The sequence below is a fragment of the Streptomyces sp. NPDC048415 genome (assembly GCF_040651675.1).
In the GTDB taxonomy this organism is placed as follows: Bacteria; Actinomycetota; Actinomycetes; order Streptomycetales; family Streptomycetaceae; genus Streptomyces.
The window spans coordinates 18682-43507 of record NZ_JBEZKJ010000056.1; the positions used below are offsets into that span (position 1 = coordinate 18682).

23 protein-coding genes are annotated in these 24826 nt (G+C 71.0%); 8 read left to right on the forward strand and 15 right to left on the reverse strand.

Translation table 11 applies throughout. The features are described from left to right. Positions 1-184 precede the first annotated feature (184 nt). From AB0D27_RS29675 to rsmI, 6 genes are all read right to left on the reverse strand, one after another. A complete protein-coding gene (locus AB0D27_RS29675) occupies positions 185-1090 on the reverse strand; it encodes a 4-(cytidine 5'-diphospho)-2-C-methyl-D-erythritol kinase (RefSeq protein WP_362515023.1) in 906 nt (301 codons plus the stop codon). Next, on the reverse strand, positions 1087-2031 hold the full coding sequence (gene rsmA, locus AB0D27_RS29680; RefSeq protein WP_362515025.1) for a 16S rRNA (adenine(1518)-N(6)/adenine(1519)-N(6))-dimethyltransferase RsmA: 945 nt from the start codon (positions 2029-2031) through the stop codon (positions 1087-1089). The genes AB0D27_RS29675 and rsmA overlap by 4 nt, the downstream gene beginning before the upstream one ends. Positions 2032-2173: 142 nt before the next feature. Continuing rightward, positions 2174-3595 (reverse strand): ubiquitin-like domain-containing protein, encoded by a 1422-nt coding sequence (locus AB0D27_RS29685; protein WP_362515026.1) that lies wholly within the window; start codon positions 3593-3595, stop codon positions 2174-2176. A 148-nt stretch (positions 3596-3743) separates the two neighbouring features. Beyond that, positions 3744-4616: a TatD family hydrolase gene (locus tag AB0D27_RS29690; RefSeq protein WP_362515027.1), complete on the reverse strand. Its 873-nt coding sequence runs from the start codon at positions 4614-4616 to the stop codon at positions 3744-3746. Between the two features lie 123 nt (positions 4617-4739). Then, the gene (locus tag AB0D27_RS29695; RefSeq protein WP_362515029.1) at positions 4740-5192 is read right to left on the reverse strand and encodes a hypothetical protein; all 453 of its coding nucleotides are present in this window, start codon (positions 5190-5192) and stop codon (positions 4740-4742) included. A gap of 196 nt (positions 5193-5388) precedes the next feature. Further along, positions 5389-6246: a 16S rRNA (cytidine(1402)-2'-O)-methyltransferase gene (rsmI, locus tag AB0D27_RS29700; protein ID WP_362515031.1), complete on the reverse strand. Its 858-nt coding sequence runs from the start codon at positions 6244-6246 to the stop codon at positions 5389-5391. A gap of 62 nt (positions 6247-6308) precedes the next feature. On the opposite strand from rsmI, the gene AB0D27_RS29705 reads away from it, so the two are divergent. The 3 genes from AB0D27_RS29705 (at position 6309) to AB0D27_RS29715 (ending at position 9712) form a co-directional block, all read left to right on the forward strand. Continuing rightward, a complete protein-coding gene (locus AB0D27_RS29705) occupies positions 6309-8048 on the forward strand; it encodes a phospholipid carrier-dependent glycosyltransferase (RefSeq protein ID WP_362515032.1) in 1740 nt (579 codons plus the stop codon). 211 nt (positions 8049-8259) lie between these two features. Next, on the forward strand, positions 8260-8940 hold the full coding sequence (locus AB0D27_RS29710) for an SMI1/KNR4 family protein (protein ID WP_362515034.1): 681 nt from the start codon (positions 8260-8262) through the stop codon (positions 8938-8940). 157 nt (positions 8941-9097) lie between these two features. Further along, positions 9098-9712 (forward strand): hypothetical protein, encoded by a 615-nt coding sequence (locus AB0D27_RS29715; protein ID WP_362515035.1) that lies wholly within the window; start codon positions 9098-9100, stop codon positions 9710-9712. 112 nt (positions 9713-9824) lie between these two features. Here the strand turns inward: AB0D27_RS29715 and AB0D27_RS29720 are convergent, their stop codons facing one another. Further along, complete coding sequence (locus AB0D27_RS29720) at positions 9825-11099, reverse strand: glycoside hydrolase family 3 N-terminal domain-containing protein (protein WP_362515036.1); 1275 nt, start codon at positions 11097-11099, stop codon at positions 9825-9827. A 457-nt stretch (positions 11100-11556) separates the two neighbouring features. Here AB0D27_RS29720 and AB0D27_RS29725 point away from each other — a divergent pair, with 457 nt between their 5' ends. From AB0D27_RS29725 to AB0D27_RS29740, 4 genes are all read left to right on the forward strand, one after another. Then, a complete protein-coding gene (locus AB0D27_RS29725; protein ID WP_362515038.1) occupies positions 11557-13200 on the forward strand; it encodes a penicillin-binding transpeptidase domain-containing protein in 1644 nt (547 codons plus the stop codon). A gap of 113 nt (positions 13201-13313) precedes the next feature. Then, entirely contained in the window at positions 13314-14987 is a 1674-nt protein-coding gene (locus AB0D27_RS29730) for a penicillin-binding transpeptidase domain-containing protein (protein ID WP_362515039.1), read from the forward strand. Positions 14988-15062: 75 nt separating this feature from the next. After that, positions 15063-15563 carry a YbaK/EbsC family protein gene (locus AB0D27_RS29735; protein ID WP_362515041.1) on the forward strand — a complete coding sequence of 167 codons (501 nt, stop codon included), beginning with the start codon at positions 15063-15065 and terminating at the stop codon, positions 15561-15563. Continuing rightward, positions 15560-16405: an EamA family transporter gene (locus tag AB0D27_RS29740; RefSeq protein WP_362515042.1), complete on the forward strand. Its 846-nt coding sequence runs from the start codon at positions 15560-15562 to the stop codon at positions 16403-16405. The genes AB0D27_RS29735 and AB0D27_RS29740 overlap by 4 nt, the downstream gene beginning before the upstream one ends. 40 nt (positions 16406-16445) lie before the next feature. Here the strand turns inward: AB0D27_RS29740 and AB0D27_RS29745 are convergent, their stop codons facing one another. The 6 genes from AB0D27_RS29745 to AB0D27_RS29770 form a co-directional block, all read right to left on the reverse strand. Continuing rightward, positions 16446-17606, reverse strand: coding sequence for a serine hydrolase domain-containing protein (locus AB0D27_RS29745; RefSeq protein ID WP_362515043.1), 1161 nt, complete (start codon positions 17604-17606; stop codon positions 16446-16448). Positions 17607-17673: 67 nt separating this feature from the next. Beyond that, positions 17674-18120, reverse strand: coding sequence for an organic hydroperoxide resistance protein (locus AB0D27_RS29750; RefSeq protein ID WP_362515045.1), 447 nt, complete (start codon positions 18118-18120; stop codon positions 17674-17676). A 133-nt stretch (positions 18121-18253) separates the two neighbouring features. After that, positions 18254-18715 carry a MarR family transcriptional regulator gene (locus AB0D27_RS29755; RefSeq protein WP_362515046.1) on the reverse strand — a complete coding sequence of 154 codons (462 nt, stop codon included), beginning with the start codon at positions 18713-18715 and terminating at the stop codon, positions 18254-18256. Continuing rightward, a complete protein-coding gene (locus AB0D27_RS29760) occupies positions 18712-19470 on the reverse strand; it encodes an ABC transporter ATP-binding protein (protein WP_362515048.1) in 759 nt (252 codons plus the stop codon). The genes AB0D27_RS29755 and AB0D27_RS29760 overlap by 4 nt, the downstream gene beginning before the upstream one ends. Continuing rightward, positions 19458-20219 (reverse strand): cobalt ECF transporter T component CbiQ, encoded by a 762-nt coding sequence (cbiQ, locus tag AB0D27_RS29765; protein ID WP_362515050.1) that lies wholly within the window; start codon positions 20217-20219, stop codon positions 19458-19460. Before cbiQ ends, AB0D27_RS29760 begins: the two co-directional genes overlap by 13 nt. A 1-nt stretch (position 20220) precedes the next feature. Next, positions 20221-21255: an energy-coupling factor ABC transporter permease gene (locus AB0D27_RS29770; protein WP_362515051.1), complete on the reverse strand. Its 1035-nt coding sequence runs from the start codon at positions 21253-21255 to the stop codon at positions 20221-20223. 182 nt (positions 21256-21437) lie between these two features. Here AB0D27_RS29770 and AB0D27_RS29775 point away from each other — a divergent pair, with 182 nt between their 5' ends. Beyond that, positions 21438-21794, forward strand: a complete 357-nt coding sequence (locus AB0D27_RS29775) for an SsgA family sporulation/cell division regulator (RefSeq protein ID WP_362515053.1) — start codon at positions 21438-21440, stop codon at positions 21792-21794. 9 nt (positions 21795-21803) lie between these two features. Here the strand turns inward: AB0D27_RS29775 and AB0D27_RS29780 are convergent, their stop codons facing one another. Together AB0D27_RS29780 and AB0D27_RS29785 are read right to left on the reverse strand one after the other, a co-directional pair. Further along, positions 21804-24020 carry an MMPL family transporter gene (locus tag AB0D27_RS29780; protein ID WP_362515055.1) on the reverse strand — a complete coding sequence of 739 codons (2217 nt, stop codon included), beginning with the start codon at positions 24018-24020 and terminating at the stop codon, positions 21804-21806. A gap of 138 nt (positions 24021-24158) precedes the next feature. Further along, positions 24159-24746 (reverse strand): TetR/AcrR family transcriptional regulator, encoded by a 588-nt coding sequence (locus AB0D27_RS29785; protein ID WP_362515057.1) that lies wholly within the window; start codon positions 24744-24746, stop codon positions 24159-24161. Positions 24747-24826 lie beyond the last annotated feature (80 nt).

Genomic DNA, 24826 nt, shown 5'->3' on the forward strand with positions numbered 1-24826 from the left:
CGCGGTACGTGGGCTGACCCGCGGCTGCTCTCGCCCCCTCCGCCCCTACCCGTCCCGTACCTGGGGGCTCCGCCCCCAGACCCCCGTATCGCGCTTCGCGCTCGTCCTCAAACGCCGGACGGGCTGAATCTCAGCCCCTCCGGCCCCTGCCCGAGGCGGGGGCAGCCGGCGAGCGGCGCCCCGTCTAAAGCACCGTCGCGCCCGGCGCCGGGCTCTCCGTGACGCGTACGGAACGGCAGGTGCCCGACGTGAGCAGGGCCCCGGCGATGGTCTGCGCGGAGGGCGCGTCCGGGGCGAGGAAGGCGGTGGTCGGGCCCGAGCCGGAGACGAGCGCGGCGAGGGCGCCGGCCGCCCGGCCCGCGGCGAGGGTGTCGGCGAGGGCCGGGAAGAGGGAGAGGGCGGCGGGCTGGAGGTCGTTGGAGACGGCGCGCGCGAGGGCCCCGGCGTCCCCCTTGGCCAAGGCGTCGAACAGCTCCTGCGAGGCGACCGGCTCGGGGATCCGCACCCCCTCGTTCATGCGGTCGAACTCCCGGAAGACCGCCGGGGTCGACAGACCGCGCTCCGCCATCGCGAAGACCCAGTGGAAGGTCCCGCCGACCTCCAGCGGTCGCAGCTGCTCGCCCCGCCCGACACCGAGCGCCGCCCCGCCCACCAGGCTGAACGGCACGTCGCTGCCCAACTGGGCGCAGATGTCGAGGAGTTCGTCGCGCGAGGCGTTCGTACCCCAGAGCGCGTCGCAGGCCAGCAGCGCGCCGGCCCCGTCCGCGCTGCCGCCCGCCATGCCGCCGGCGACGGGGATGTCCTTGGCGATGTGGACGTGGACGGCGGGGTCGACGCCGTAACGGCGGGCGAGTTCCAGGGCGGCGCGGGCCGCGAGGTTCGTACGGTCCAGGGGCACCTGTCCGGCGTCCGGCCCCGCGCAGGTGACGCGCAGCTCGTCCGCCTCGGTGACCGTCACCTCGTCGTAGAGGCCGACCGCGAGGAAGACATTGGCCAGGTCGTGGAAGCCGTCGGGGCGGGCGCCGCCGACCGCGAGCTGGACGTTGACCTTGGCAGGGACGCGTACCGTCACCGTCTGCGTCTCCGTCACGGCTGGGTCGACTCCTCGTTGTCGGGGGCGCGATGGTCGGGGGCGCGATGGTCGGGGGCGCTGTCGGTGGCGCGGGTTTCTGCGATGCGGGTTTCTGCGATGCGGGCGAACTCTTCCACGGTCAGTGACTCGCCGCGGGCCTGCGGCGAGACCCCGGCGGCGACGAGCGCGGCCTCGGCGGCGGGCGCGGAACCGGCCCACCCCGCGAGCGCGGCCCGCAGCGTCTTGCGCCGCTGTGCGAACGCGGCGTCCACCACGGCGAACACCTCGCGCCGTGTGGCCGACGTCTTGAGCGGCTCGGCACGCCGGGTGAGCGAGACGAGCCCACTGTCGACGTTGGGCGCGGGCCAGAAGACGTTGCGGCCGATGGCACCGGCCCGCTTCACGTCGGCGTACCAGTTCGCCTTCACGGACGGGACGCCGTACACCTTCGAGCCGGGCGGGGCCGCGAGCCGGTCGGCGACCTCCGCCTGGACCATCACGAGCGTGCGCTCGATGGTCGGGAAGGTTTCGAGCATGTGCAGCAGGACGGGCACGGCGACGTTGTACGGGAGGTTGGCGACCAGCGCGGTGGGGGGCGGGCCGGGCAGCTCCCGTACGTGCATCGCGTCGGAGTGCACCAGCGCGAACCGCTCCGCGCGCTCCGGCATGCGGGCCGCGACCGTCGAGGGCAGGGCACCCGCCAGTACGTCGTCGATCTCGACGGCGACGACGCGGTCGGCGGCCTCCAGCAGAGCCAGCGTCAGCGAGCCGAGGCCGGGGCCCACCTCCACGACCACGTCGTCGGGGCGCACCTCCGCGGTCCGCACGATGCGGCGCACCGTGTTCGCGTCGATCACAAAGTTCTGGCCGCGCTGCTTGGTGGGCCGCACGCCGAGAGCTCCCGCGAGTTCGCGGATGTCGGCGGGGCCCAGGAGGGCGTCGGGGGTGGGGCTGGTCACGCACCAAGGGTACGGGTGGGTTGGGGGGCTCATTTCAGCCCGTCCGGCGTTCGAGGACGAGCGCGAAGCGCGACACGGGGGGTCTGGGGGGCGGGAGCCCCCCAGATACGGGAAGGGCAGGGGCGGAGGGGGTGAAAGAGGCTCACCCCCGAAGCCGCGTCCCACAGTGCGGCCAAGGACTCGCCCCCTGGCGCACATACAGCTTCTTCGCGCGGAAGGTCTGCTCGGAGGCGGGCGCGTCCTGGGGGCGGCCGGAGCCCCCGAGCGCGTGCCACGTACGCGTGTCGAACTGATAGAGCCCGCCATACGTACCGGAGGAATCCACCGCCCCGGCCCGCCCACCGGACTCGCACGCCGCGAGCCCGGACCAGTTGAGGTGATCGGCCCCCGCGACGGTCGTCGGAGGGGGCTTCGTCCCGACCCTCACCACCTGCGCCCCGGCCTCCCGCACCACCTCGGACTCGACCCGCCGCGGCTTCTCCTCGACCCCGTTGACGGTCCGCAGCACGTAGGTGACACGCCGCGCCCCCAGTTGCCCGGGGCGCTCGACGACCTCGGTGCCCTTGAACAGCGTGGGATCCTCGGTCCGCACCACCTCGAACGGAATCGGCTCCTCGCGGACCTCCCTGGACCCGGTGACCCGCATGACGGTGACCGTCTGCCCGTCGCGCGGGAAACTCCCGGGCGCGACGGAGGTGGTGTCCTGCCCGCGCAGGGTGATGCCGGCTTCGTCGACGGCCTCCCGGACGCTCGCCGCGTTCGTGCGGATCGTCCGCGCGCGCCCGTCCGCCATGATCGTCACCGTGCGCTCGGTGCGCACATCGAGCGCGAGGCCCTCACGCCCGATGCGCCGGGAGCCCGAGGTCGACACGTACGCGCCCTGCGCGCGCACCCCCAGCTCCCTGAGCGCCCCGTCCACGGTGTGCGCCGTCGTCCACACCTTGCGCCGGCTTCCGTCGAGGGTGAGGTGCAAGGGACGCCCGTAGTGAACCGCGACCTCGTCACCGCTCGCGAGCGCCGTCCCGGGCGCGGGCGCCACCACGTCGTGCGCCCCCAGGTCAACGCCCTCGTCGGCGAGCAGTTCCGTCACGTCGTCCGCGAACGTGTGCAGGGTGTGCGGCCTCCCGTCGACACTCAGCTCGATCGCCTTGTCGTTGGCGACGAACGCGGAGGTGCCCCCGGCCAGGAACGCGACGACCAGCGCCTGCGGGAGCAGCCGTCGCAGGGGGTCGGGGCGCTCGCCACCACGCTTGCGCCGTGACGCGCGCCGGGCCTCCGCGCGCCCGCCGGGCCTGCGTGCCCCCTGCGCCCCCTCGTCACCCCGGGCGCCGTCGGTCCCCTCCGCCCCGTCCGGCTGCTGGCGCGGAAGCCCGGACTCGGTGGCAGCCTCGGGCTCGGGCACGCGCGCCTCGTACGCCGGCTCGTAGGTGTCCGGGTAGGCGTGACCGTACGACGGCGGCTCACAGTCCTCGTACGGCGCCGCACTCGGTCCAGCCAGTCCAGCGGCTCCAGTGGTTCCAGTGGTTCCAGTCGGTCCATACGTCTCGTACTGCGCGCTGCTCACGACGACACGCTCCAGGGGTTCCGGATCGGGCGACCAGAACCTAGCGGAGCGATCGTCACTCTCCCAAGCAACGCGGCTACGCTGTGTCGCGGCACTCTCCCGCGATACACCCCCGAACGACCGGCGAAAACGCCCGAACCGTTATCCGTCAGTAATCGAACGCGCGCGCGGTGTTCGCGGAGATCGAGGTCGCCAGCGCGTCCTCGTCGATGCCCCGCACCGCGGCCATGGCGCGCACCGTGACCGGAATGAGATACGGCGCGTTAGGCCGTCCGCGGTACGGCGCGGGGGTCAGGAAGGGCGCGTCGGTCTCGACGAGGACGAGTTCCAGGGGCGCCACGGCCAGCGCGTCGCGCAGCGGCTGGGCGTTCTTGAAGGTCATATTGCCGGCGAAGGACATGAAGTAGCCGGCGCGGGCGCAGATCTCGGCCATGGCGGCGTCGCCGGAGTAGCAGTGGAAGACGGTCCGCTCGGGGGCGCCCTCCTCCTTGAGGACGCGCAGCACATCGGCGTGGGCGTCACGGTCGTGGATGACCAGGGCCTTGCCGTGCCGCTTGGCGATCTCGATATGGGCGCGGAACGACCGCTCCTGCGCGGCCTTGCCCCCGGGCCCCGTACGGAAGTAGTCGAGCCCGGTCTCGCCGACGCCCTTGACCTGCGGAAGGGCGGCGAGCCGGTCGATCTCGCCGAGCGCCTCGTCCAGCGCCGCCTGCCCGCCCGGCTGCCGGGTGCCCTGCCGGGACCAGCCGTCCGGGTCGCCGTGCACGATGCGGGGCGCCTCGTTGGGGTGCAGCGCGACCGTCGCGTGGACGGCGGCGTGGTCCAGAGCCGTCCGCGCCGCCCACCGCGAGCCGTTCACGTCGCAGCCGACCTGCACGACCGTCGTCACGCCGACCGACGCGGCCTTGGCGAGGCCCTCCTCGACCGTGCCGGTCTGCATGTCGAGGTGGGTGTGCGAGTCGGCGACGGGCACCCGGAGGGGCTGCGGTAGGGGCGGGGTCTCGGACTTCTCGGAGGGCATGCCCCGATCCTACGAAAGGGGCATGCCGAGCCTCACCCGAGGACCGAGGACCGACGCCTGAGGACCGGCGACCAAGGACCCAGAACCGGCGACCGAGGACCGAGGACCGACGACCAATACCGGTCATCCCGCCTTGCGGTGATGGAAGGGGTGCAGCAGATCGGAGAGGTGCCAGTGGTGCGGCTCCTTCGGCTCCCCTGCTGCCGCCTCCTCCCTGGCCGGTGCCTCGTCGGGCTGCCGAGGCACCGGCCCCTGCGGGCGGTGCATCGAGTCGAGAACGGAGGACACCTGACCGGCGCGCATGATGCGCACCACATGGCTGTCGCAGTTCAGGCAGTTGGGCCGGCTCAGCGGCGACGGCACGACCTGGCCGTCCGCCACGTACATCACGAACTCACTGCCCTCGGCGTCGAGGTGGTGCTCTATCTCGTACGACTGCTCCCAGCCGTGCCCGCAGCGCATGCAGGCGAAGGAATACGACTCATGGACGACGGCGGTCGCCGCGCTGCGATGGCCGGTCTGTTCGGTGACCTGACCGGCGCCGACACGCCCGGTCCGTCCTGCGATCTCACTCATGCCAGCTCCTGCTGTCCGCTGGACAAGCGCCCTCGAACGAGGGCGAGGGACGGGTGCGTCCCTTCAACCAGTGGACGCTTCTCCCGGCGCGACCGCATCAGGCCTGTCGACTATTGGAGCCGTTTTGGTCTTTCCTTGTCGGAACGGTCCCGCCAGGCGGCCTGGGCTTTGCCTTTGACCCCAGTCCTTTGCCCTTCTATGGGGCGCTTCGTGCAGCGTTCTTTGCCGCCACGACGGCATCGAAGACGTCGCGTTTGGGAATTCCCGCCTCCGCGGCGACGGCCGCGATCGCCTCCTTGCGCCGCTCCCCCGCCTCCTCGCGCACCCGCACCCTGCGCACCAGCTCGGCGGCGTCCAGTTCCTCGGCGCCCTTCTCGGCGGCGCCCTCGACGACCACGGTGATCTCCCCGCGTACCCCCTCGGCGGCCCAGGCGGCCAGCTCCCCCAGCGGACCCCGCTTGACCTCCTCGTACGTCTTCGTCAGCTCACGGCAGACGGCGGCGCGGCGCTCCGTGCCGAACACCTCGGCCATCGCGGCGAGGGTGTCGTCGAGCCGGTGCGGGGCCTCGAAATAGACCATGGTCCGGCGCTCGCCCGCGACCTCGCGCAGCCTCGAGAGGCGCTCGCCCGCCTTGCGTGGCAGGAAGCCCTCGAAGCAGAAGCGGTCGACGGGCAGTCCGGACAGGGCGAGCGCGGTGAGCACGGCGGACGGGCCCGGTACGGCGGTGACCTTGATGTCCTTCTCGACGGCGGCGGCGACCAGCCGGTACCCGGGGTCCGACACGGACGGCATCCCGGCGTCGGTCACCAGCAGCACCCGCGCCCCGCCGACCAGCGCCTCGACGAGTTCCGGGGTGCGCGCGGCCTCGTTGCCCTCGAAGTACGACACGACGCGCCCGGCGGGCTGCACGCCCAGCGCCTGGGTGAGGCGGCGCAGCCGTCGGGTGTCCTCGGCGGCGACGACGTCCGCGCTCTCGAGCTCCTGGGCGAGCCGGGGCGGAGCATCGGCCACGTCGCCGATGGGGGTGCCTGCCAAAACAAGGGTTCCTGTCACGTTTCCATCCTCGCAGGGCCCGTGCACGGGACTCCCACAGACCTGTTCCCTACGATGGCGCGGTGACCAGTACCGCGTCCTCCACGGACACCCGGCAGGGCCAGGCCGCCGAAGAGCAGCGGCCGTCGTGGCAGCAGCGGCTGCGCCGATTCGGCTACACGGCGCCGCCCAGAAGCGATGTGCGCGACCGGCTCGTGCCGCCGTACGCCGAGCCCAGCCCGCGCATCTGGGCCACGATCGGGCTGCGCCACGAGGTGGCCGAGCGCATCACGCGCTGGTCGGCGTGGGGCGGCCCGCTCCTGGTGACGCTGCTCGCCGGGGTGATGCGGTTTTGGAACCTGGGCACCCCGAAGGCGGTGATATTCGACGAGACGTACTACGCCAAGGACGCCTGGGCGCTCATCCACCGCGGCTACGAGGTCAACTGGTCCAAGGACGCCAACGACCTGATCCTGCAGGGCCACGGCCATGTGACGATCCCGAGCGACGCCGCCTATGTCGTGCATCCGCCGGTCGGCAAGTACGTCATCGGGCTCGGCGAATGGATGTTCGGCTTCAACCCGTTCGGCTGGCGTTTCATGACGGCGCTGCTCGGCACGCTGTCGGTGCTGCTGCTGTGCCGGATCGGGCGCCGGCTGTTCCGCTCGACGTTCCTCGGCTGTCTCGCGGGCGCGCTGATGGCGGTGGACGGTCTGCACTTCGTGATGAGCCGCACCTCGCTGCTCGACGGCGTGCTGATGTTCTTCGTGCTCGCGGCCTTCGGCTGCCTGGTCGTCGACCGGGACAAGGCGCGGGCCCGGCTCGCGGCGGCGCTGCCCGCCGACGCGGACGGCGTCGTACGCCCCGACGCGCACACCGCCGAAACGACCCGCCTCGGCTGGCGTCCCTGGCGCTGGACGGCGGGCCTGATGCTGGGCCTTGCCATCGGCACCAAGTGGAACGGCCTCTACATCCTCGCCGCGTTCTGTGTGATGGCGGTCCTGTGGGACGGGGCCTCGCGCCGGGTCGCGGGCGCACGTCACCCGTACCGGGCGGCCGTCAGGCACGACATGGGCATCACGTTCCTTGCCACGGTCCCGGTCGCCCTGGCGGTGTATCTGGCCTCCTGGACCGGCTGGATCCTGTCGCCGGACAACGGCAAGGGCGGCTACTTCCGCAACTGGGCCGTGACCGACGGCAAGGGCGGCACCTGGGCCTTCCTGCCCGACTGGCTGCGCAGCCTGTGGCACTACGAGCACGAGGTCTACAAGTTCCACGTAGGCCTCTCATCGCCGCACACCTACCAGTCGAACCCGTGGAGCTGGCTCGTCCTGGGCCGCCCGGTCTCGTACTTCTACGAGTCCCCGCTGCCGGGCAAGGACGGCTGCCCGGCCGACGCGGGCGACAAGTGCGCCCGCGAGGTGCTGGCGCTCGGCACCCCCGTCCTGTGGTGGGCGGCCTGCTTCGCGATCGTCTACGTGCTGTGGCGCTGGGCACTGCGCCGCGACTGGCGCGCGGGCGCGATCGCCTGCGGCATCGCGGCCGGCTACCTCCCCTGGTTCATGTACCAGCAGCGCACGATCTTCTTCTTCTACGCCGTCGTCTTCGTGCCGTTCCTCTGCCTGGCCGTCGCGATGATGACCGGCGCGATCCTCGGCCCACCCGGCTCCAGCGAACGCCGCCGCGTCATCGGCGCCGCCGGAGCGGGCGTCCTGGTCCTGCTGATCGCCTGGAACTTCATCTACTTCTGGCCCTTGTACACGGGCACGGCGATCCCGATCGGCCAGTGGCGGTCGCGGATGTGGCTGGATACGTGGGTCTAGCTGCACTGACGTAGCAAGGGGGCGCGGCAATCCACCGCGCCCCCTTGGTCGTTGTTGGCCGTTGGTGCGCTGGTTGGCCACCGAGGGTCTCAGCTGGCCGATGTGCGTGTTGTGCCGAGGTGTCTGCAGCGTCGGGCCGTTCCTGAGCGCGTTGGGATGGCAGCAGTGGGCCCCGCGACCAGGTGTCGGTGGCTGCACGTACGGTCTGCGCATGACTGATCAGTGGTGGGTGGGCGTGCGTCAGCGGGTCGAGGCGGTGGGTGCAGGGCCTGAGGGCGGCAAAGTGTTCGGGGCACTGGGGCACAAGTGGGTCGTGGAGGAGCCGCTCACCCGGGACGAGCTTGCCGAACTCGAGGCTCAGGCAGGCGTGCGGCTACCGGAGGAGTACCGGGCGTTCCTGCTCCACGTTGGCGCGGGTGGCGCCGGCCCCGCGTACGGCCTGTTCCCGGTTCGGCGCGTGCAAGGCCGCTGGCGTTGGGAAGGCGACGGCGCGGACCTGGCGGACCTGTCGAGGCTTGCCGAGCCGTTTCCGGACCAGGGCCCGGACCCGAAGCTGCTCGACGAGTTCCTTGCCCAACGCCCCGAGGAAGAGGACTTCGACGCCATCGAGGACTTCGACGACGCCATCGAGGCGTGGGACGAGCGGTGGGAGGCCGTCATGTTCGCCCCGGAGCGCACCGCCGGTGCCATCGTGGTCTCCCACCTGGGCTGCGCCCAGAGGGAGTGGCTGATCATCAGCGGCAGCCACCGCGGCACGATCTGGTCCGACTGCCGGGTGGACGACGTCGACCTCGCGCCACTCCTCGACGACAACGCTATGCCGGTGAGCTTCGCCCGCTGGTACACCGATTGGCTGGAGAAAGCCGAGCGCACGGCCCTGCCGGCATCGTAGGCCCGTCGCCCTGTGCAGCCGTGCGGGCCGCTTTCCCCGGCCCACTCCGCGATCACAAAGGACGGGTTGTACGACGCTGGCAGGGGACAGAAGATCGGCGTCATCAACGCTTTCTGCCGCAACCAACGAACGACAAGTGCCCCGCCTGGATGCATCCGTGACAGACCCTGAAGACCGAGAGCAGCAGGCGGATACCACCCGCCGCCTGCTGTACTACCTGAACGCTCCGGTCGCCGAGTACTGCCGCCTGCGCGGCGTCCTGCCCGCGCCCGGCGCCGTACGCATCGCCATCCGCGCCGGAGACGACGAGAATGGCCGGGACTTCCTTTACGAGGTCCTCAACGACACTGTGACCCCGTACTACATCCCCGGCCTGCTGCGTACCGTCCTGACCGGACCCCAGATCTACAGCAGCAGTGAGGTAAGCGAGGTCATGGGGATGACACTCATCCGCCTCCGCCCGGAGGAGATCACCCCGGACCCGGAGCCCGAACAGGGCCGGGCACTCACCGTCGTGCACGCCCTGTCGGGCCCCGGCGACGACGAGAACCCCTTCCTGATCGGCTTCCTGATGCATGGCGACGGGCTGTTGCGTCTGTACGTGCAGCGTCCCGACGGGCCCGGCATCATCGGCGTCGACATCCGCCTGACCGAGACACCCGCCACCGCGCTGATCTCTTCACTGCCCTCCCTCGTCGGGGAGGAGCAGTATCGGCGGCCGGCCGCGGACGACCCGCACTGCGATCTCCTCGTCGACCTGACCGACTGGTAGAACCGCACCAGTGGCGGTCGCGGATGTGGCTGGATACGTGGGTCTAGCTGGGCAGACACGAGGGCGAGAGGCGTGGCCGGCCTGACTACGCAAGGGCTGCGTCCGCTCGTGCTCAGGAGCAGAGATTCACGTGCCGGACGGCCAGAACGTGCCCCGCCGCGTCGATGAGGCGGCTGCGGGCCAGGTGTCCGCCGGCCACCGCGTTGGTGATCGCCGAGGCGATCGAGGACGTCTGGGAGCCGGCATTGCCCCCCAGGTCGAACATGACCATGTCGGCACCGGAGCGCAGGGCCTGGACGGCGGCGGCGGGGACGCTGAAGCCGGCGGCGGAGATCGCCTTGGCACTGAGCGAGTCGGTGACCACCAGCCCCTTGAAGCCCAGCTTGCCGCGCAGCTCGTAGCTGATGACGGTGGGTGACAGGCTCGCCGGATTGGTGCCCAGGCCCGGCACGATGTTGTTGGAGACCATGATGGCCGGGGCACCGGCATTGATGGCCGCGGTGAACGGCGGGATGCCCACCTGTTGCAGGGTGGACCAGGGCAGGGTGCGGGCAGGGCCGAAGTCGGAGTTGTAGCTGGAGCCGCCAAGGCCCGGGAAGTGCTTGACGACGGGTATCACGCCTCCGGCGCGCAACCCGTTCATGTAAGCGACACCGGCCTTGGAGACCACCGAGGTGCTGCCGCTGAAGGACCGCCATCCGTCGGGGTTGGTCCGGCTGGGAGCCACGTTCCTGCCGTCGACGTCGACCACCGGCGCGAGGTCCATGTTCACCTGGGCGGCCGCCATCTTGGTGGCGACCTTCGTGACGTTCTGCTGGATCTGGGCCGGGGTCCAGTGCGTGCCCATGTACGCGGGCCAGGGCAGGGACCCGACGAGGTTCGCCATGCGCTGGATGCCGCCGCCCTCCTCGTCGGTCATCACCAACAGGCCCAGGTGGCCGGGTACATGGGACTTCAGGGTGGTCAGCCGGGAGCCGAGGTCGGACGGCGCCTTGCTGCCGAACAGCAGCACACCGCCCGCACCGGCGCTCACCTCGGAGGTGACATCGGACACCGAGGTCTCCGACACCGGGACGGCGATGGTCAGCATGGCCAGCCGGCGGTTCGACCACCCGGCCAGCTTCGTGCTGTTGGTGCACGCGGTGGCGGCGGCGGTGAGGTCCCGAGCGGGGGACGAAAGGGAGGGGGAAGGCGTGGCGGGCGGGGCGAGGGACACGCCGCGGCCACTGGAGTGCGGGGACGCCTTGGGGGTGCCCGTGCCACAGCCCGCCAGGAGCACCGCCGCCACAGCGGCAGCGGTGCTCAGTCTGCGTGCCGTCGTGGCCCGGCCGGGGAGCCGCGGTGGTGCTGTCGCGCTTGTGCGGTCACGGTGCGACGGGACATTCATCGCCCGGCCTCCTTCCGGAAGACGCGACGGTATCCGTCGCGCGCTGATGGCCGTATGAGCCTGAGGTGGGCTTCACGAAGTGTGAGATGCGCTCCAGCCCGCATTTGTTCGAAGCTCCTCGGTCGGCGTACCACCAGAATGCCGTCTCTCGGAGTCGGCCGGAAACTTCGGCCGGAAACTTCGAGATCTCGCCCAGGTGGCGGCCCAGCCGGAGTGACGCGTCCTCGGCCGGAGGCGTTCGGGTCCATGTCAGGGCTCCACCCCGCGAACGACTCATCTACTCCTGGCCCCGGTAGACCGGCACCGCCATCCCCATCGACAGCTGGCGTTCACGTATGTGGCTCGAGACCTGGATCTGACCGTCCCGGGCACTGGGGCCTAACAATCAGGGAAACACCCTCCCCTAGCGTCACATCCGCGGCCTACAGTTCTTGGGCTTACGGGGAGGGGAGCGCGCATGCGCACAGGGGTGAAGGCTGCCGTCATCGGCAGTGTGTTCGCGGTGATGGTGGGGGGCGCCGGGTACGGCGCGTACAACGTGGTGACCGCGATCAGCGGGGACGGCGGGTCGGGAGCGTCCGGGCCCGCGCCCGTGAAGACCGGGCCGCCGAGCGGCGCGGAGGTCAAGGAGACCAGCCGCGCGTTCTTCGCGGCCTGGGAGAAGGGCGACGCGGCCAAGGCGGCGGCGTACACCAACTACGCGGCGAACGCCGAGGGGCTGCTCGCCGGTTACCGCACCGACGCGCACCTCACCGACGTGAAGATCACGCCGGGCACGCCGACGGGCGCGACCGTGCCGTTCTCGGTCGAGGCGACGGTGTCGTACGACGGGAAGAGCAAGCCCTTCTCGTACGACTCCGAACTGACCGTCGTACGCGGCGAGACCACCGGGAAGGCGCTGGTCGGCTGGAAGCCGTCCGTCGTCCATCCGGACCTCAAAGAGGGCGACACGCTGGTCACGGGTGAGTCGGCGAGTCCGGCGATCGAGGCAGTGGACCGCAACAACGTTGTCCTGACGAAGGAGAAGTACCCGTCCCTGGGGCCGATCCTGGACGCGCTGCGCGACAAGTACGGCGACACGGCGGGCGGCACGCCCGGGGTCGAGCTGGCGATCCGGCACGGGAGCGAGAACACCGGCGACACGACGCTGGTGACCCTCGCCAAGGGCAAGGCGGGCCGCGTACACACGACGCTCAGCTCGAGTGCGCAGGCCGCCGCGGAGAAGGCGGTCGCGCAGTACTCCGAGTCGTCCGTGGTGGCGGTGAAGCCGAGCACGGGTGAGGTGCTGGCGGTCGCCAACCACCGCGAGGACGGCTTCAACGCGGCGTTCCTCGGCAAGCTGGCGCCCGGTTCCACGATGAAGATCATCACCGCGGCGATGTTCATCGACAGCGGCGTGACCACGATGAACGGCCCCGCGCCCTGCCCGGACACCGCGACCTGGCAGAGCCAGACCTTCCACAACCTCACGGGCATGGTCCCCAACGAGAAGGCCAGCCTCGCCAACAGTTTCATGCGGTCCTGCAACACGGCCTTCGTGAAGCTCATCGACGGCAGTGACAAGGCGCCGCTCACCGACGAGTCGCTCACCACCGAGGCGCAGACGCGGTTCGGCCTCGGCCAGGACAACTGGAAGACCGGCATTCCGTCCTTCGACGGCAGCGTCCCCGCCTCCGCCGGCTCGGACCGCGCGGCGAACGCGATCGGCCAGGGCCAGGTCCAGATGAGCCCGCTGAACATGGCGTCGGTGACGGCGACCGCCGTCACCGGCACGTTCCGTCAGCCGGTCATCGTGCCGCTCAAGCTCGACGACCGCGTGCCGGCGCAGGCGAAGGGCCTGCCGATGAACACCGTCGCGCAGCTCAAGCAGATGATGCGGCTCACCGCGACGAGCGGCACCGCCGCGAGCGTCATGGCCAGGCTCGGCGGTGACATCGGCGCCAAGACCGGTTCCGCCGAGGTCGACGGCCAGACCAAGTCCAACAGCTGGTTCACCGGTTATCGGGGCGACGTCGCGGCCGCCGCCATGACCCAGGAGGGCGGCCACGGAGGCGACGCCGCCGGTCCGATCGTCGCAGCTGTGCTACGAACTGGCGGCTGAAGTCACCCGTCACAGGGCGGGACCCTAGGGTGGTGCTTCTCGTTGAGCAATGTGAGCAGTGTGAGCAGCGTGCAGGCGCGGGGGCATCAGGGGACAGCGGAGGACTGGGAGCTGTGGGCAAGAGAAGGCGCGTCGCCGAGCGACGGAAGACGAAACGGCCCGCCGTACTCGGCGGGGTGATCGCCGTCGTCGCCGTCGGCGGGGCGTTCGGCGCCTACATCCTGTACGGCGGTGGCGCGGCGGCCGACGATCGTACGTCGACGACCGCCCACCACAAGGCCGTCAAGACGGGTCCCCCGTCGGCCACCGAGGTGCGGACGACGGCCGCCGCCTTCCTCACCGCCTGGCAGGGCGGCGACGTCGCGAAGGCGGCCGCAGCCACGGACGACTCGGCCGCCGCGACGACCGCGCTGACCGGCTACGGCAAGGACGCGCACATCACCGGCGTGACCCTGACCAGCGGCACGCGCTCGGGCGCCGTCGTCCCGTTCTCCGTCAAGGCCACCGTCACCTACCAGGGCAAGAGCAAGCCGCTGACGTACGAGTCGAAGCTGACGGTCGTGCGGCGCGCCAAGGACGGTGCTGCGCTGGTCGGTTGGCAGCCGTCCGTCGTCCACCCGGACCTCCAGGACGGCGACCGGCTGGTCACCGGCGCCTCGGGCACGCCTCCGGTCACCGCCCTCGACCGCGCCGGCGCAGAGCTGACCACGGCCAAGTACCCCTCCCTGGGCACGGTCCTGGACGGGCTGCGCGAGAAGTACGGCAAGACGGCCGGCGGCAAGGCGGGCATCGAGCTGCGCGTGGTCCGGGCGCCCGCGAAGAAGGGCGCCCAGAAGACCCCCGACAAGACCCTGGTGACGCTCAGCGAGGGCACGCCGGGGACGGTCAGGACGACGCTCAGTCCCACCCTTCAGGCGGACGCCGAGCGTCAAGTGGCCGCCAAGGTGAAGGCGTCGGTGGTCGTGATGCGGCCCTCGACGGGCGAGATCCTCGCGGTCGCGAACTCCGGCCACGGTTTCAACACCGCCTTCCAGGGCTCCCTCGCACCCGGCTCCACGATGAAGGTCATCACGGCGTCGCTGCTCTTCGACAAGGGCCTGGCCTCGGCCGACAAGCCGCACCCGTGCCCCAAGACGGCGACGTACGGCGGCTGGAAGTTCCACAACGACAACGACTTCGAGATCAAGAACGGCACGTTCAAGGCGGCCTTCGCGCGGTCCTGCAACACGGCCTTCATCACCCAGGCGAAGAAGCTCCAGAACGACGACCTGACGAAACAGGCCCAGCAGGTCTTCGGGCTGAGCAGGAACAACTGGGCCATCGGCGTCCCGTCCTTCGACGGCTCGGTGCCGGTGCAGAGCGCCGCGCAGATGGCGGCGTCCCTGATGGGCCAGGGCGGGGTCCGCATGAACCCGCTGAACATGGCGTCGGTCGCCTCGACGGTCCAGGCGGGCAGCTTCCACCAGCCCTACCTGGTGTCCCCCACGGTGGACCACCGCACGCTGGCCACGGCGTCCCGCACCATGTCCGCGTCCACCCTCTCCCAGCTCCGCGAAGTCATGCAGTACACGGCCGCCGCCGGCACCGCCGCCCAGGCCATGTCCGGCCTCGGCCCCGACTACGGCGCCAAGACCGGCTCCGCCGAGGTCGACGGCCAGAAGAAGCCGAACGGCTGGTTCACGGCGTGGAAGGGCGACCTGGCGGCGGCGGGCGTCGTCCAACAGGGCGGCCACGGCGGCGACACAGCGGGCCCGATCGTGGCGGCACTGCTGAAGGCGGGGAGCTAGGACCTGTCCGGCGGGAGTGGGGAACGGGGAGATCTCGCTCGCGTGCCGCGTACACCGACCGCTAGCGTGCCGGGCATGACCGCCATCGAAGACAACGCCGCGCATCCCCGTTTCGCCGAGGCCCTCCAGGAATTGGGGCTCGGCGAGGTGAACGGCCGTATCCGCCGGTTCCCGGAGGCGACGCGGACCGCCGCCGAGGCCGCCGCCGCGATCGGCTGTGAGCTGAGCCAGATCTGCAAGTCGCTGATCTTCGCGGCGGACGGCGTCCCGGTGCTCGTCCTCATGGACGGCGCCTCCCGGGTCGACGTGGAGCTCGTGCGGCGGGAGCTGGGCGCCGAGAAGGTGACGCGGGCGCGGGCGGAGCTGGTGCGGGAGACGACGGGGTACGCGATCGGCGGCGTACCGCCCTTCGGGCACCGCACCAGGACCCGTGTGCTGGCGGACCGTTCGCTGCTCGGCCACGACACGGTGTGGGCCGCGGCGGGCACGCCGTACACCGTCTTCCCGATGGATCCGGAGAGCCTTGTCGCCCATGCCGGCGGCACGCTGGTGGACGTGCGCGAGCTGACCGCGTGACGCTGGCCGTCACCGCGGCCGTCCTGCTCGCCGCGGTCACCCACGCCGGCTGGAACGCGCTCGCGCACCGCATCAGCGACAAGCTGGTCGGCTTCACGCTGATCGCGGGCGGCGGCATGCTGATCGGCCTCGTGATGGTGCCGTTCGTGGCGTTCCCGGCGTCCGGGGCGTGGCCGTACCTCATCGCGTCGGCCGTGATCCACGTCGTCTACTACGTACTGCTGATGCGCTCGTTCCGGCTCGGCGACTTCGGACAGGCGTACCCGATCGCGCGCGGGACCGCTCCGCTGGTCGTGACGGCGCTGGCGGCGGTCTTCGCGCACGAGGTGCCCGACCTGTGGGCGGCGGCGGGGATCGCGCTGTCCTGCGCCGGGCTGACCGGCGTCGCCCTTGCGGGACTGCGCGGGCACCGCCCCAACTGGGCGGCGATCGGGGCGGCGTTGGCGACCGGCCTGTCGATCGCCGCGTACACCGTCGTCGACGGTCTTGGCGTGCGCGCGTCCGGCTCCTCCCTCGGGTACATCGCCTGGCTGATGGCCGTGGAGGGCGCGGTGATCCCGGCGTACGCGGTGCACCGATGGCGCGGTGAACTCATCTCTGTGCTACGGCCGTTCGCCGCCGTCGGCTTCCTCGGCGCGGCGCTCTCCGTCGCCGCGTACGGGCTGGTGCTGTGGGCCCAGACCCGCGCGGAACTGGCACCGATCGCGGCGCTGCGGGAGTCGTCGATCATCGTGGGGGCGGCGATCGGAGCGGTGTTCTTCAAGGAACGGTTCGGGGCTCCCCGGATCGCGGCGGCGGGGCTGCTGGTGGTGGGGATCGGGCTGATGCTGCACGCGGGTTAGGTGCCTTCCAGGGGCGCCGGGGTCACCACCCCCTTTCCGCCTACGCGTCGATCGCCGTCCGCACCGCCCGTACCAGCGCCTGCGCCCGCGCGTCCGCCGTCACGCTCTTGCGGAAGCCGTTCGTGACATAGCCGAAGGCGATGCCCGACTCGGGGTCGGCGAAGCCGAGGGCGCCGCCGCGGCCGGGGTGGCCGAAGGAGCCCGGGGAGAGCAGGGGCGACGCGGTGCCGTGGAGCATGTAGCCGAGGCCGAAGCGGGTGTGGACGACCAGAACCCGGTCGGGGCCCGCCGACCGCTGCGCCCGGGCGGCCGACACCGTCTGAGGGGAGAACAGCCGTACGCCGTCCACCTCCCCGATCAGCGCGGCGTAGAAGCGGGCGAGGCCGTCCGCCGTGGCGATGCCGTTCGAGGCGGGAAGGACCGCCGCACGGTAGGCCGGCTCGTTCTCGTCCGGCATCGGGGTGATCGCCGCGAACGCCCTCCGTGTCAGGCTTTCCGGGTCGGCGTACGCCTCGGACACCGCCCGCTTCGGCCGGGTCTTCAGACCACCCGGCGCCGGCGGAGCTTCGACCTGCCCGACCCGCCCCACTCGGCCGGCCTCCGCCGCCGGCAGCCCGACCCACAGGTCCAGGCCCAGCGGGCCCGCGATCTCGTCCGCGACCCACCGGCCGAGGGTACGGCCGGTCGCGCGCCGGACCAGCTCGCCCGTCAGCCAGCTGTACGTCTGCGCGTGATAGCCGTGGTCCGTTCCCGGCTCCCACACCGGCGCCTGCGCGGCCACCGCCGCGGCCGCGAGGTCGGGATCCGCCGCCTGGGCCGGGGTGAGCGGACGGTCCAGGACGGGCACGCCGGCCCGGTGCGCGAGCACGTGCGCGACGAGCGTCCGGTCCTTGCCTTGCGCCTTGAACTCCGGCCAGTAGTGGCCGACGGGAGCGTCCAGGTCGAGTTCTCCGCGCTGGGCGAGCAGGAGCAGTACGGCGGCGGCCACGCCCTTCGTGGCCGAGCGCACGATCTGCGCGGTGCCGTGCCGCCAGGGCTCGGTGCCGTCGACGTCGCGCGTGCCGCCCCACAGGTCGACGACCTTGTGCCCGTCGCGGTACACGGTGACGGCGGCGCCCCGGTCCCCGAGAACCTCGAAGTTGCCTGCGAACGCTTCCCTGACCGGCTCGAAGCCCTCGGCCACTGTGCCGTTCACGTCCACGCGCGCGCTCCCTGTCACCTCACCTGTGCCAACGGTGGGTGCAACATCCACGTATCGCCTTCGATTCCTAGCCCAGCAGGATCGTGACCTCGATGTTGCCTCGGGTGGCGTTCGAGTACGGGCACACTTCGTGGGCCGCGTCCACGAGCTTCGTCGCGAGCTCCTGGTCGACGACGGGCAGCGAGACGCTCAGCGCGACCGCGAGGCCGTAGCCGCGCTGCTTGTTCGGGCCGATGCCGACCTTCGCGGCGACCGTGGAGCCGGAGAGGTCGTACCCGGCGCGGCGGCCCACCAGCACCAGCGCGTTGTGGAAACAGGCGCTGTAGCCGGCCGCGAACAGCTGCTCCGGGTTCGTCCCGTTGCCGTCACCGCCGAGCGCGGGCGGCATCGCGACCTTCAGTTCGAGCTGGCCGTCCTGGCTGGTCACATAACCGTCCCGGCCGCCGTGCGCGGTGGCCTCGGCGACGTACATGATCTTGGTCGGACGGGCGTCGACAGCGGTGCCATCGATCACGGCAGGACCTCCCCCAGGGCGGAAACCGCGCGAGAGCGCAGGTACATCGTGCACAAGGTACCGGCCGGTACGGGGTTCCGAATTACCCGGGGGTAGCAACCGGGGGTAACAGAGCGCCCCAGGTGAGCGCGCCTCAGCGGCCGCGCCCCGCCGCCCCCTCCGCCAGGCGCCACAGCTCCTCCCGGAGCCGCGCGACCTCCGGGCCGCTCACGCCCGTCGCGGTCAGCAGCGCCTGCGGTACTTCCTCCGCGCGCTCCCTGAGCACCTCGCCGCGCCCGGTGAGCGCGACGAGCACGGAGCGTTCGTCGCGCGCCGAGCGCTCACGGCACACGAGCCCCGCCGACTCGAGCCGCTTGAGCAGCGGCGACACCGTGCCGTAGTCGAGGTGCAGCGCGGTCGCCAGTTCCTTGACCGTGGTCTCGCCGCGTTCCCACAGGACCAGCATGACCAGGTATTGCGGGTAGGTGAGGCCGAGTTCGTCGAGCAGCGGGCGGTACGCGGCGGTCACGGCGCGCTGGGCGGCGTACAGCGCGAAGCACAGCTGGTCGCCGAGGAGCAGCGACCCGGCCGACCCGACGTCCTCTTGTTTCGTCACGCGCCCATTGTCACGGAGCGCGGGTCGAACCCGAAGGGCAGCTCCAGACGGTGGGTGCGCATCAGCGCGTCGTCGGAGAGCAGCTCGCCGGTCTTGCCGTCGGCGGCGATCACGCCCTCGCTGAGGACGAGGGAGCGGGGGCACAGTTCCAGGGCGTACGGCAGGTCGTGCGTGACCATGAGGACGGTGACGTCCAACGACCGCAGGATGTCGGCGAGTTCGCGCCGCGAGGCGGGGTCGAGGTTGGACGAGGGCTCGTCCAGCACGAGGATCTCCGGCTCCATCGCGAGGACGGTCGCGACCGCCACCCGGCGCCGCTGCCCGAACGAGAGATGGTGCGGCGGCCGGTCGGCGAAGGCCTCCATGCCGACCCGCTCCAGTGCCGTACGGACACGTTCCTCCAGTTCGGCGCCCTTCAGGCCGGCCGCGGCCGGGCCGAACGCGACGTCCTCGCGCACGGTCGGCATGAACAGCTGGTCGTCCGGGTCCTGGAAGACGATGCCGACCTTGCGCCGGATCTCGGCCATGTGCCGCTTGCCGACCGGGAGTCCGGCCACCGTCACGGTGCCGGCACCGCCGGTCAGGATGCCGTTGAGGTGCAGGACGAGGGTGGTCTTGCCGGCGCCGTTCGGGCCGAGCAGGGCGACGCGCTCGCCGCGCCCGACGGCGAAGTCCACGCCGAAGAGGGCCTGATGTCCGTCCGGGTAGGCGAAGGCCAGTCCGGCCACTTCGAGAGAGGGGGTCACAGGGTCCATCCCAACAGGCATACGACAAGGGCGGCGAACGGGAGGGCGAGGGCGTACGACCACTGGGTCCGGGAGGCGGTCACCTCGTCGATGACCGGCATCGAGCCGGCGTATCCCCGGCTCACCATGGCGAGATGCACACGCTCCCCGCGCTCGTAGGAGCGGATGAACAGCGCGCCCGCCGATTTCGCGAGCACCCCCCAGTGCCGCACACCCCGGGCCTCGAAACCGCGCGACTCCCGCGCGATCCGCATCCGCCGCATCTCGTCCGTGATGACATCGCCGTACCGGATCATGAAGGAGGCGATCTGCACGAGGAGCGGCGGGAGTCTCAACCGCTGGAGGCCGAGGAGCAGTTCACGCAGTTCGGTCGTCGAAGCGAGCAGTACGGAGGCGGCGACGCCCAGGGTGCCCTTGGCGAGGACGTTCCAGGCGCCCCACAGGCCGTTGACGCTCAGCGACAGGCCGAGCACGTCCACCCGCTCGCCTTCCGCCACGAACGGCATCAGCAGCGCGAACGCCACGAACGGGATCTCGATCAGCAGCCGTTTCAGCAGGAATCCGGCCGGTACGCGCGCCTTGAACGCGACCGTCGCCAGCAGCGCGGCGTACAGCGCGAACGCCCACATCGCCTCGCGCGGTGTGGAGACGACCACGATCACGAAGGCGAAGGCCGCGGCGAGCTTGGTGTGCGGGGGCAGGGCGTGCACGGGCGAGTGCCCGTGCCGGTAGAGCTTGTGCGCGTGACCGGCGCCCATGTCAGGCGATCCGCGAGGGGGAGACGTCCGACGTACGGCGCCTGCGCACCGCCCAGAAGACGCCGCTGCCCGCGACGACGGTGACGCCGACGCCGATCACTCCCGCGAGACCGCCGGAGATCCGGGCGTCGGAGATGTCCTTGACGCCGTACCCGGCGAGCGGTGAGTCCTGCGAGGCGTGCTTCTCGACGCGCTTGTCGATGCCCTTGTCCTTGGCGACCTTCTCCAGGCCGTCGGGGCTGGCCGAGGCGTAGAAGCTGACGAACCCGGCGAGGACCAGGGAGGTGACGAGGCCGGTGACCCAGACCTTGCGGCGGGAGGCGCGGGCCGCCACCGGCAAGGCGGGGGCGTCGACCAACTCACCGCCCACGCGCAGCTTCAGACGCTGCGTCAGGCCCCGGGCCCCGTACACGAGATCCGGTCGTACGGCGATGACGGCGCCGACCGTGAGCGCGGTGATCGCGGCCTCGCCGATGCCGATGAGGACGTGCACACCGATCATGGCGGTGGCGACCTTGGAGATGGCGACGTCGGTCGTACCGCCGACGGCGTAGATGAGGGTGAAGACGACGGCTGCGGCCGGGACGGACAGCAGCGCGGAGACGAAGGCGGCGACGGTGATGGAGCGACGCCCGCGCGGGAGTACCTTCACCAGGCCGCGGAAGACGGCGTAGGAGACGACGGTCGTGGTGATCGCCATGTCCGTGATGTTCACGCCGAGGGCGGTCAGACCGCCGTCCGCGAACAAAATGCCCTGCATGAGCAGGACCACGGAAACGCAGAGAACGCCCGTGTAGGGGCCGACGAGGATCGCTGCCAGGGCGCCGCCGAGCAGATGTCCGCTGGTCCCGGCGGCGACCGGGAAGTTGAGCATCTGGACGGCGAAGATGAAGGCGGCGACGAGGCCGGCGAGCGGCGCGGTGCGCTCGTCCAGCTCGCGGCGGGCGCCGCGCAGGCTCACAGCGATGGCGCCGGCGGCGACGACTCCGGCGGCAGCGGAGACCGGGGCGTTGATGAATCCGTCAGGTACGTGCACCGTTCGATGATAGGGGCTTGTTGCGAATGCCTTGCAAGAGCGAGCGTCCTCCGAATAGCCCCCGCCGCGTCAACCGCCGCCCGTGAACGCCGCCCGAGAGCGGTTTCCCTCAGATGTGCGACATTGGATAGGTGACGGATTCACATATTCCGCCCTGGTAACGCAGCGTAAGGAGTCGGTTCATGTCCGCCGTCGAACAGTACGCACGCGCCCACATCGTCACCGACACGGCCGACTCCGCCGAGGACGAACACCGAGCGGTCCCCGTCGCCCTTCGCTACGACCCCGAGGCCAACCCCCGCCTGGTGCGCATCACCCTGCCCGGCCCGCATGAGTGGATCTTCGCCCGCGAGCTCCTCGAGCAGGGGCTGCGGATTCCCGTCAGCAGCGGCGGCGTACGCGTCTGGCCGTGCGGCCGGGTGCAGGCGGTCATGGAGTTCCACTCGGCCCAAGGGGTGGCGGTCGTGCAGGTCGACTCGAAAGCCGTGATGCGCTTCCTGCGTCGTACCTACATGGCCGTCACCCCCGTGGCTCACTGACCTGGAACGTCAGACGCGGGCCAGCTCACGGTCCTCGTCGTCGTCCTTGTGCCTCTCGTCCAGGGCGCGCAAGCCCTCACCCTCGACGTCCACATTCGGCAGGGCGCGGTCCAGCCACTTCGGCAGCCACCAGGCCTTCTTGCCGAGCAGCGCCAGGACGGCCGGGACGATCGCCATGCGCACGATGAACGCGTCGAAGAAGACGGCGATCGCCAGGCCGAAGCCGATCATCTTGATCATCGACTCGCTGGAGCCGATGAAGCCGGAGAAGACGGCCATCATGATGACGGCGGCGGCGGTGACCACCCGGGCCCCGTGCTTGAAACCGGTGACCACGGCCTCGCTGGGCCGCTCCCCGTGGACGTACGCCTCGCGCATCCGGGTCACGAGGAATACCTCGTAGTCCATCGCCAGACCGAAGACGACGCCCACCATGAAGATCGGCATCATCGACATGATCGGGCCGGTCTCCTCGACACCCAGCAGTCCGCCCAGCCAGCCCCACTGGAAGACCGCGACCACGGCGCCGAGGGCGGCCAGCACGCTGAGCAGGAAGCCGAGGGCCGCCTTCAGCGGGACCAGGATCGAGCGGAAGATCACGATCAGCAGCAGGAAGGCCAGTCCGACCACCAGCGCCAGGTACGGGATCAGCGCGTCGTTGAGCTTCTGCGAGAAGTCGATGTTCATCGCGGTGGTGCCGGTGACCAGCACCTTCGCGTCGGTGTCGGCCTTGATCTCGCCGCCCGCGTCACGGATGGAGTGCACCAGGTCCTCGGTCTTGACCGAGGACGGCTTGGAGTCCGGGACGACGGTGATCGTCGCGGTGTCGCCGGCCTTGTTGAACTTCGCCGGCGTGACCGTCACGACGCCCTTGAGGTCCTTGATCTCGTCGGACACCTTGGTGGCGGCCGCCTTCGGATCGGCGCTGGACTTCGCGTCGACGACGACCATCAGCGGGCCGTTGAAGCCGGGGCCGAAGCCCTCGGAGAGGGTGTCGTAGGCCCGTCGCTGGGTGGTGGACGTCGGCTGTGAACCGTCGTCGGGCAGGCCGAGTTCCAGCGAGGTCGCGGGGATCGCGGCGGCGCCCAGACCGACGACGCCGAGGAGGAGGACGGCCACGGGACGGCGTACGACGAAGCTCGCCCAGCGGGTGCCCATGTTCGGCTTGCCCGGCTTCTTCGCCGCGCGGCCGCCACCGAGCAGCCGGCTCTTCTTGCCCGCGGGCTGAACCCGCTTGCCCGCGTATCCGAGCAGCGCCGGGATCATGGTCAGCGCGATGAGGACGGCGATGACCACCGTGCCGGCCGCCGCGACGCCCATCTTGGTCAGCATCGGGATGTTGACGACGGAGAGGCCCACCAGGGCGATGACGACCGTGAGGCCGGCGAAGACCACCGCCGAGCCCGCCGTGCCGACGGCCCGGCCCGCCGCGTCCTCGCGCTCACGGCCCTCGGCCAGTTCGCCGCGGTAGCGGGAGACGATGAAGAGGGCGTAGTCGATGCCGACCGCGAGGCCGATCATCGAGGCCAGGGTCGACGTGGTCGTGCCAAGGTCCAGCGCGTTCGCGAGGGCCGCGATGGTCGAGACACCGATGCCGACGCCGATGATCGCGGTCAGCAGCGGCAGCCCGGCCGCGATCAGCGAGCCGAAGGTGATGATGAGGACGACGGCGGCCATCGCGATACCGATGACCTCGGTGGCCCCGGTCTCGGGCGCGGCCTGCAGCGCGTCACCGCCGATCTCGACGGTCAGTCCGGCGTCCCGCGCGCTCTGCGCGGCCGCCTCGAGTGCGTTCTTGGAGGAGTCCTTCAACTCCATGCCGGAGACCTCGTACTTGACCGACGCGTAGGCGACCGACCCGTTCTTGCTGACGGCGTTGGCCTTGTACGGGTTGACGACGGAGGTGACCTCGGAGCCGGTGCGCAGCTCCTTGACGGTCTTGTTGACCGTCGCCTTGTTGGCGGCGTCCGTCATCTTCTGCCCGGCCGGCGCCTTGAAGACGACGCGCGCGGTCGCTCCGTCGGCGCTCATGCCGGGGAAGCGCTGCTCCAGCAGGTCGAAGGCCTTCTGCGCCTCGGTGCCGGGTATGGAGAAAGAGGTGGAGCCGGCTGCGGGCGCGGAGGCCGCGCCGACACCCGCGAGGGTCAGCAGCGCCACCCAGATCAGGGCGACGAAGTGCCGTCGCCTGAAGGCGAGTCGGCCGAGTTTGTAGAGGAACGTGGCCACGAAGGCGTACTCCCGGTCAGGTCGTGGGATGGCAGGGGCTGGTCGCGATCACCCGAGTGGGGGCAGGGGTGATCAGCCCGACGACGTGAGCGGTCGCGTCAGGTGCGGTGGGAGGGGACTTCTGGAGGGTGTGAGGGATCAGGCGCCGAGGGCGGGGAGGACCACGGCGTCGATGTACGAGGTGAGGAAGGCCTGGGTGGGCGGGAGTTCGTCGATGAGGGTCCGGGCCGCGAAGGCGCCGATCAGCATGTGCATCACGTAGTCCATCGCGGGGTTGTCCGGACGGATCTCGCCCCGGTCCACGGCGCGCCGCAGCACCAGCCGCATGTCCTCGATCTCCGGCTCGATGATCAGTTCCCGGAAGGCGCGCAGGAGATCCGGGTTCGCGTGCATCGCCATGGCCAGGCCCCGCATCAGCGCGGAGTTCTGCTCCATGTGACAGTCGTCCTCGCGCGACACCAACGCGTGGAAGTCGCCCCGCAAGGACCCGGTGTCGGCGGCGACATGGGCCCGCTTGTGGTGCCGCATGGCCCTGGCGACGAGCTCGGCCTTGCCGCCCCACTGGCGGTAGAGGGTGGCCTTGCTGGACCGCGTGCGGGCGGCCACGGCGTCCATGGTCAGCGCGTCGTACCCGACTTCCCGAAGCAGGTCGAGCACGGCCGCGTACAGCTGGGCCTCACGCTCGGGCGTGATCCGACTGCGACGCGCCGTTGCGACTTCAGCCATGCCACTCACCTTCCCCGCTCCGGATGCTTCCTGGATTCAAACAGCTCTCGTCGTACGCCTCTGAAGATACCCCGAGAAAA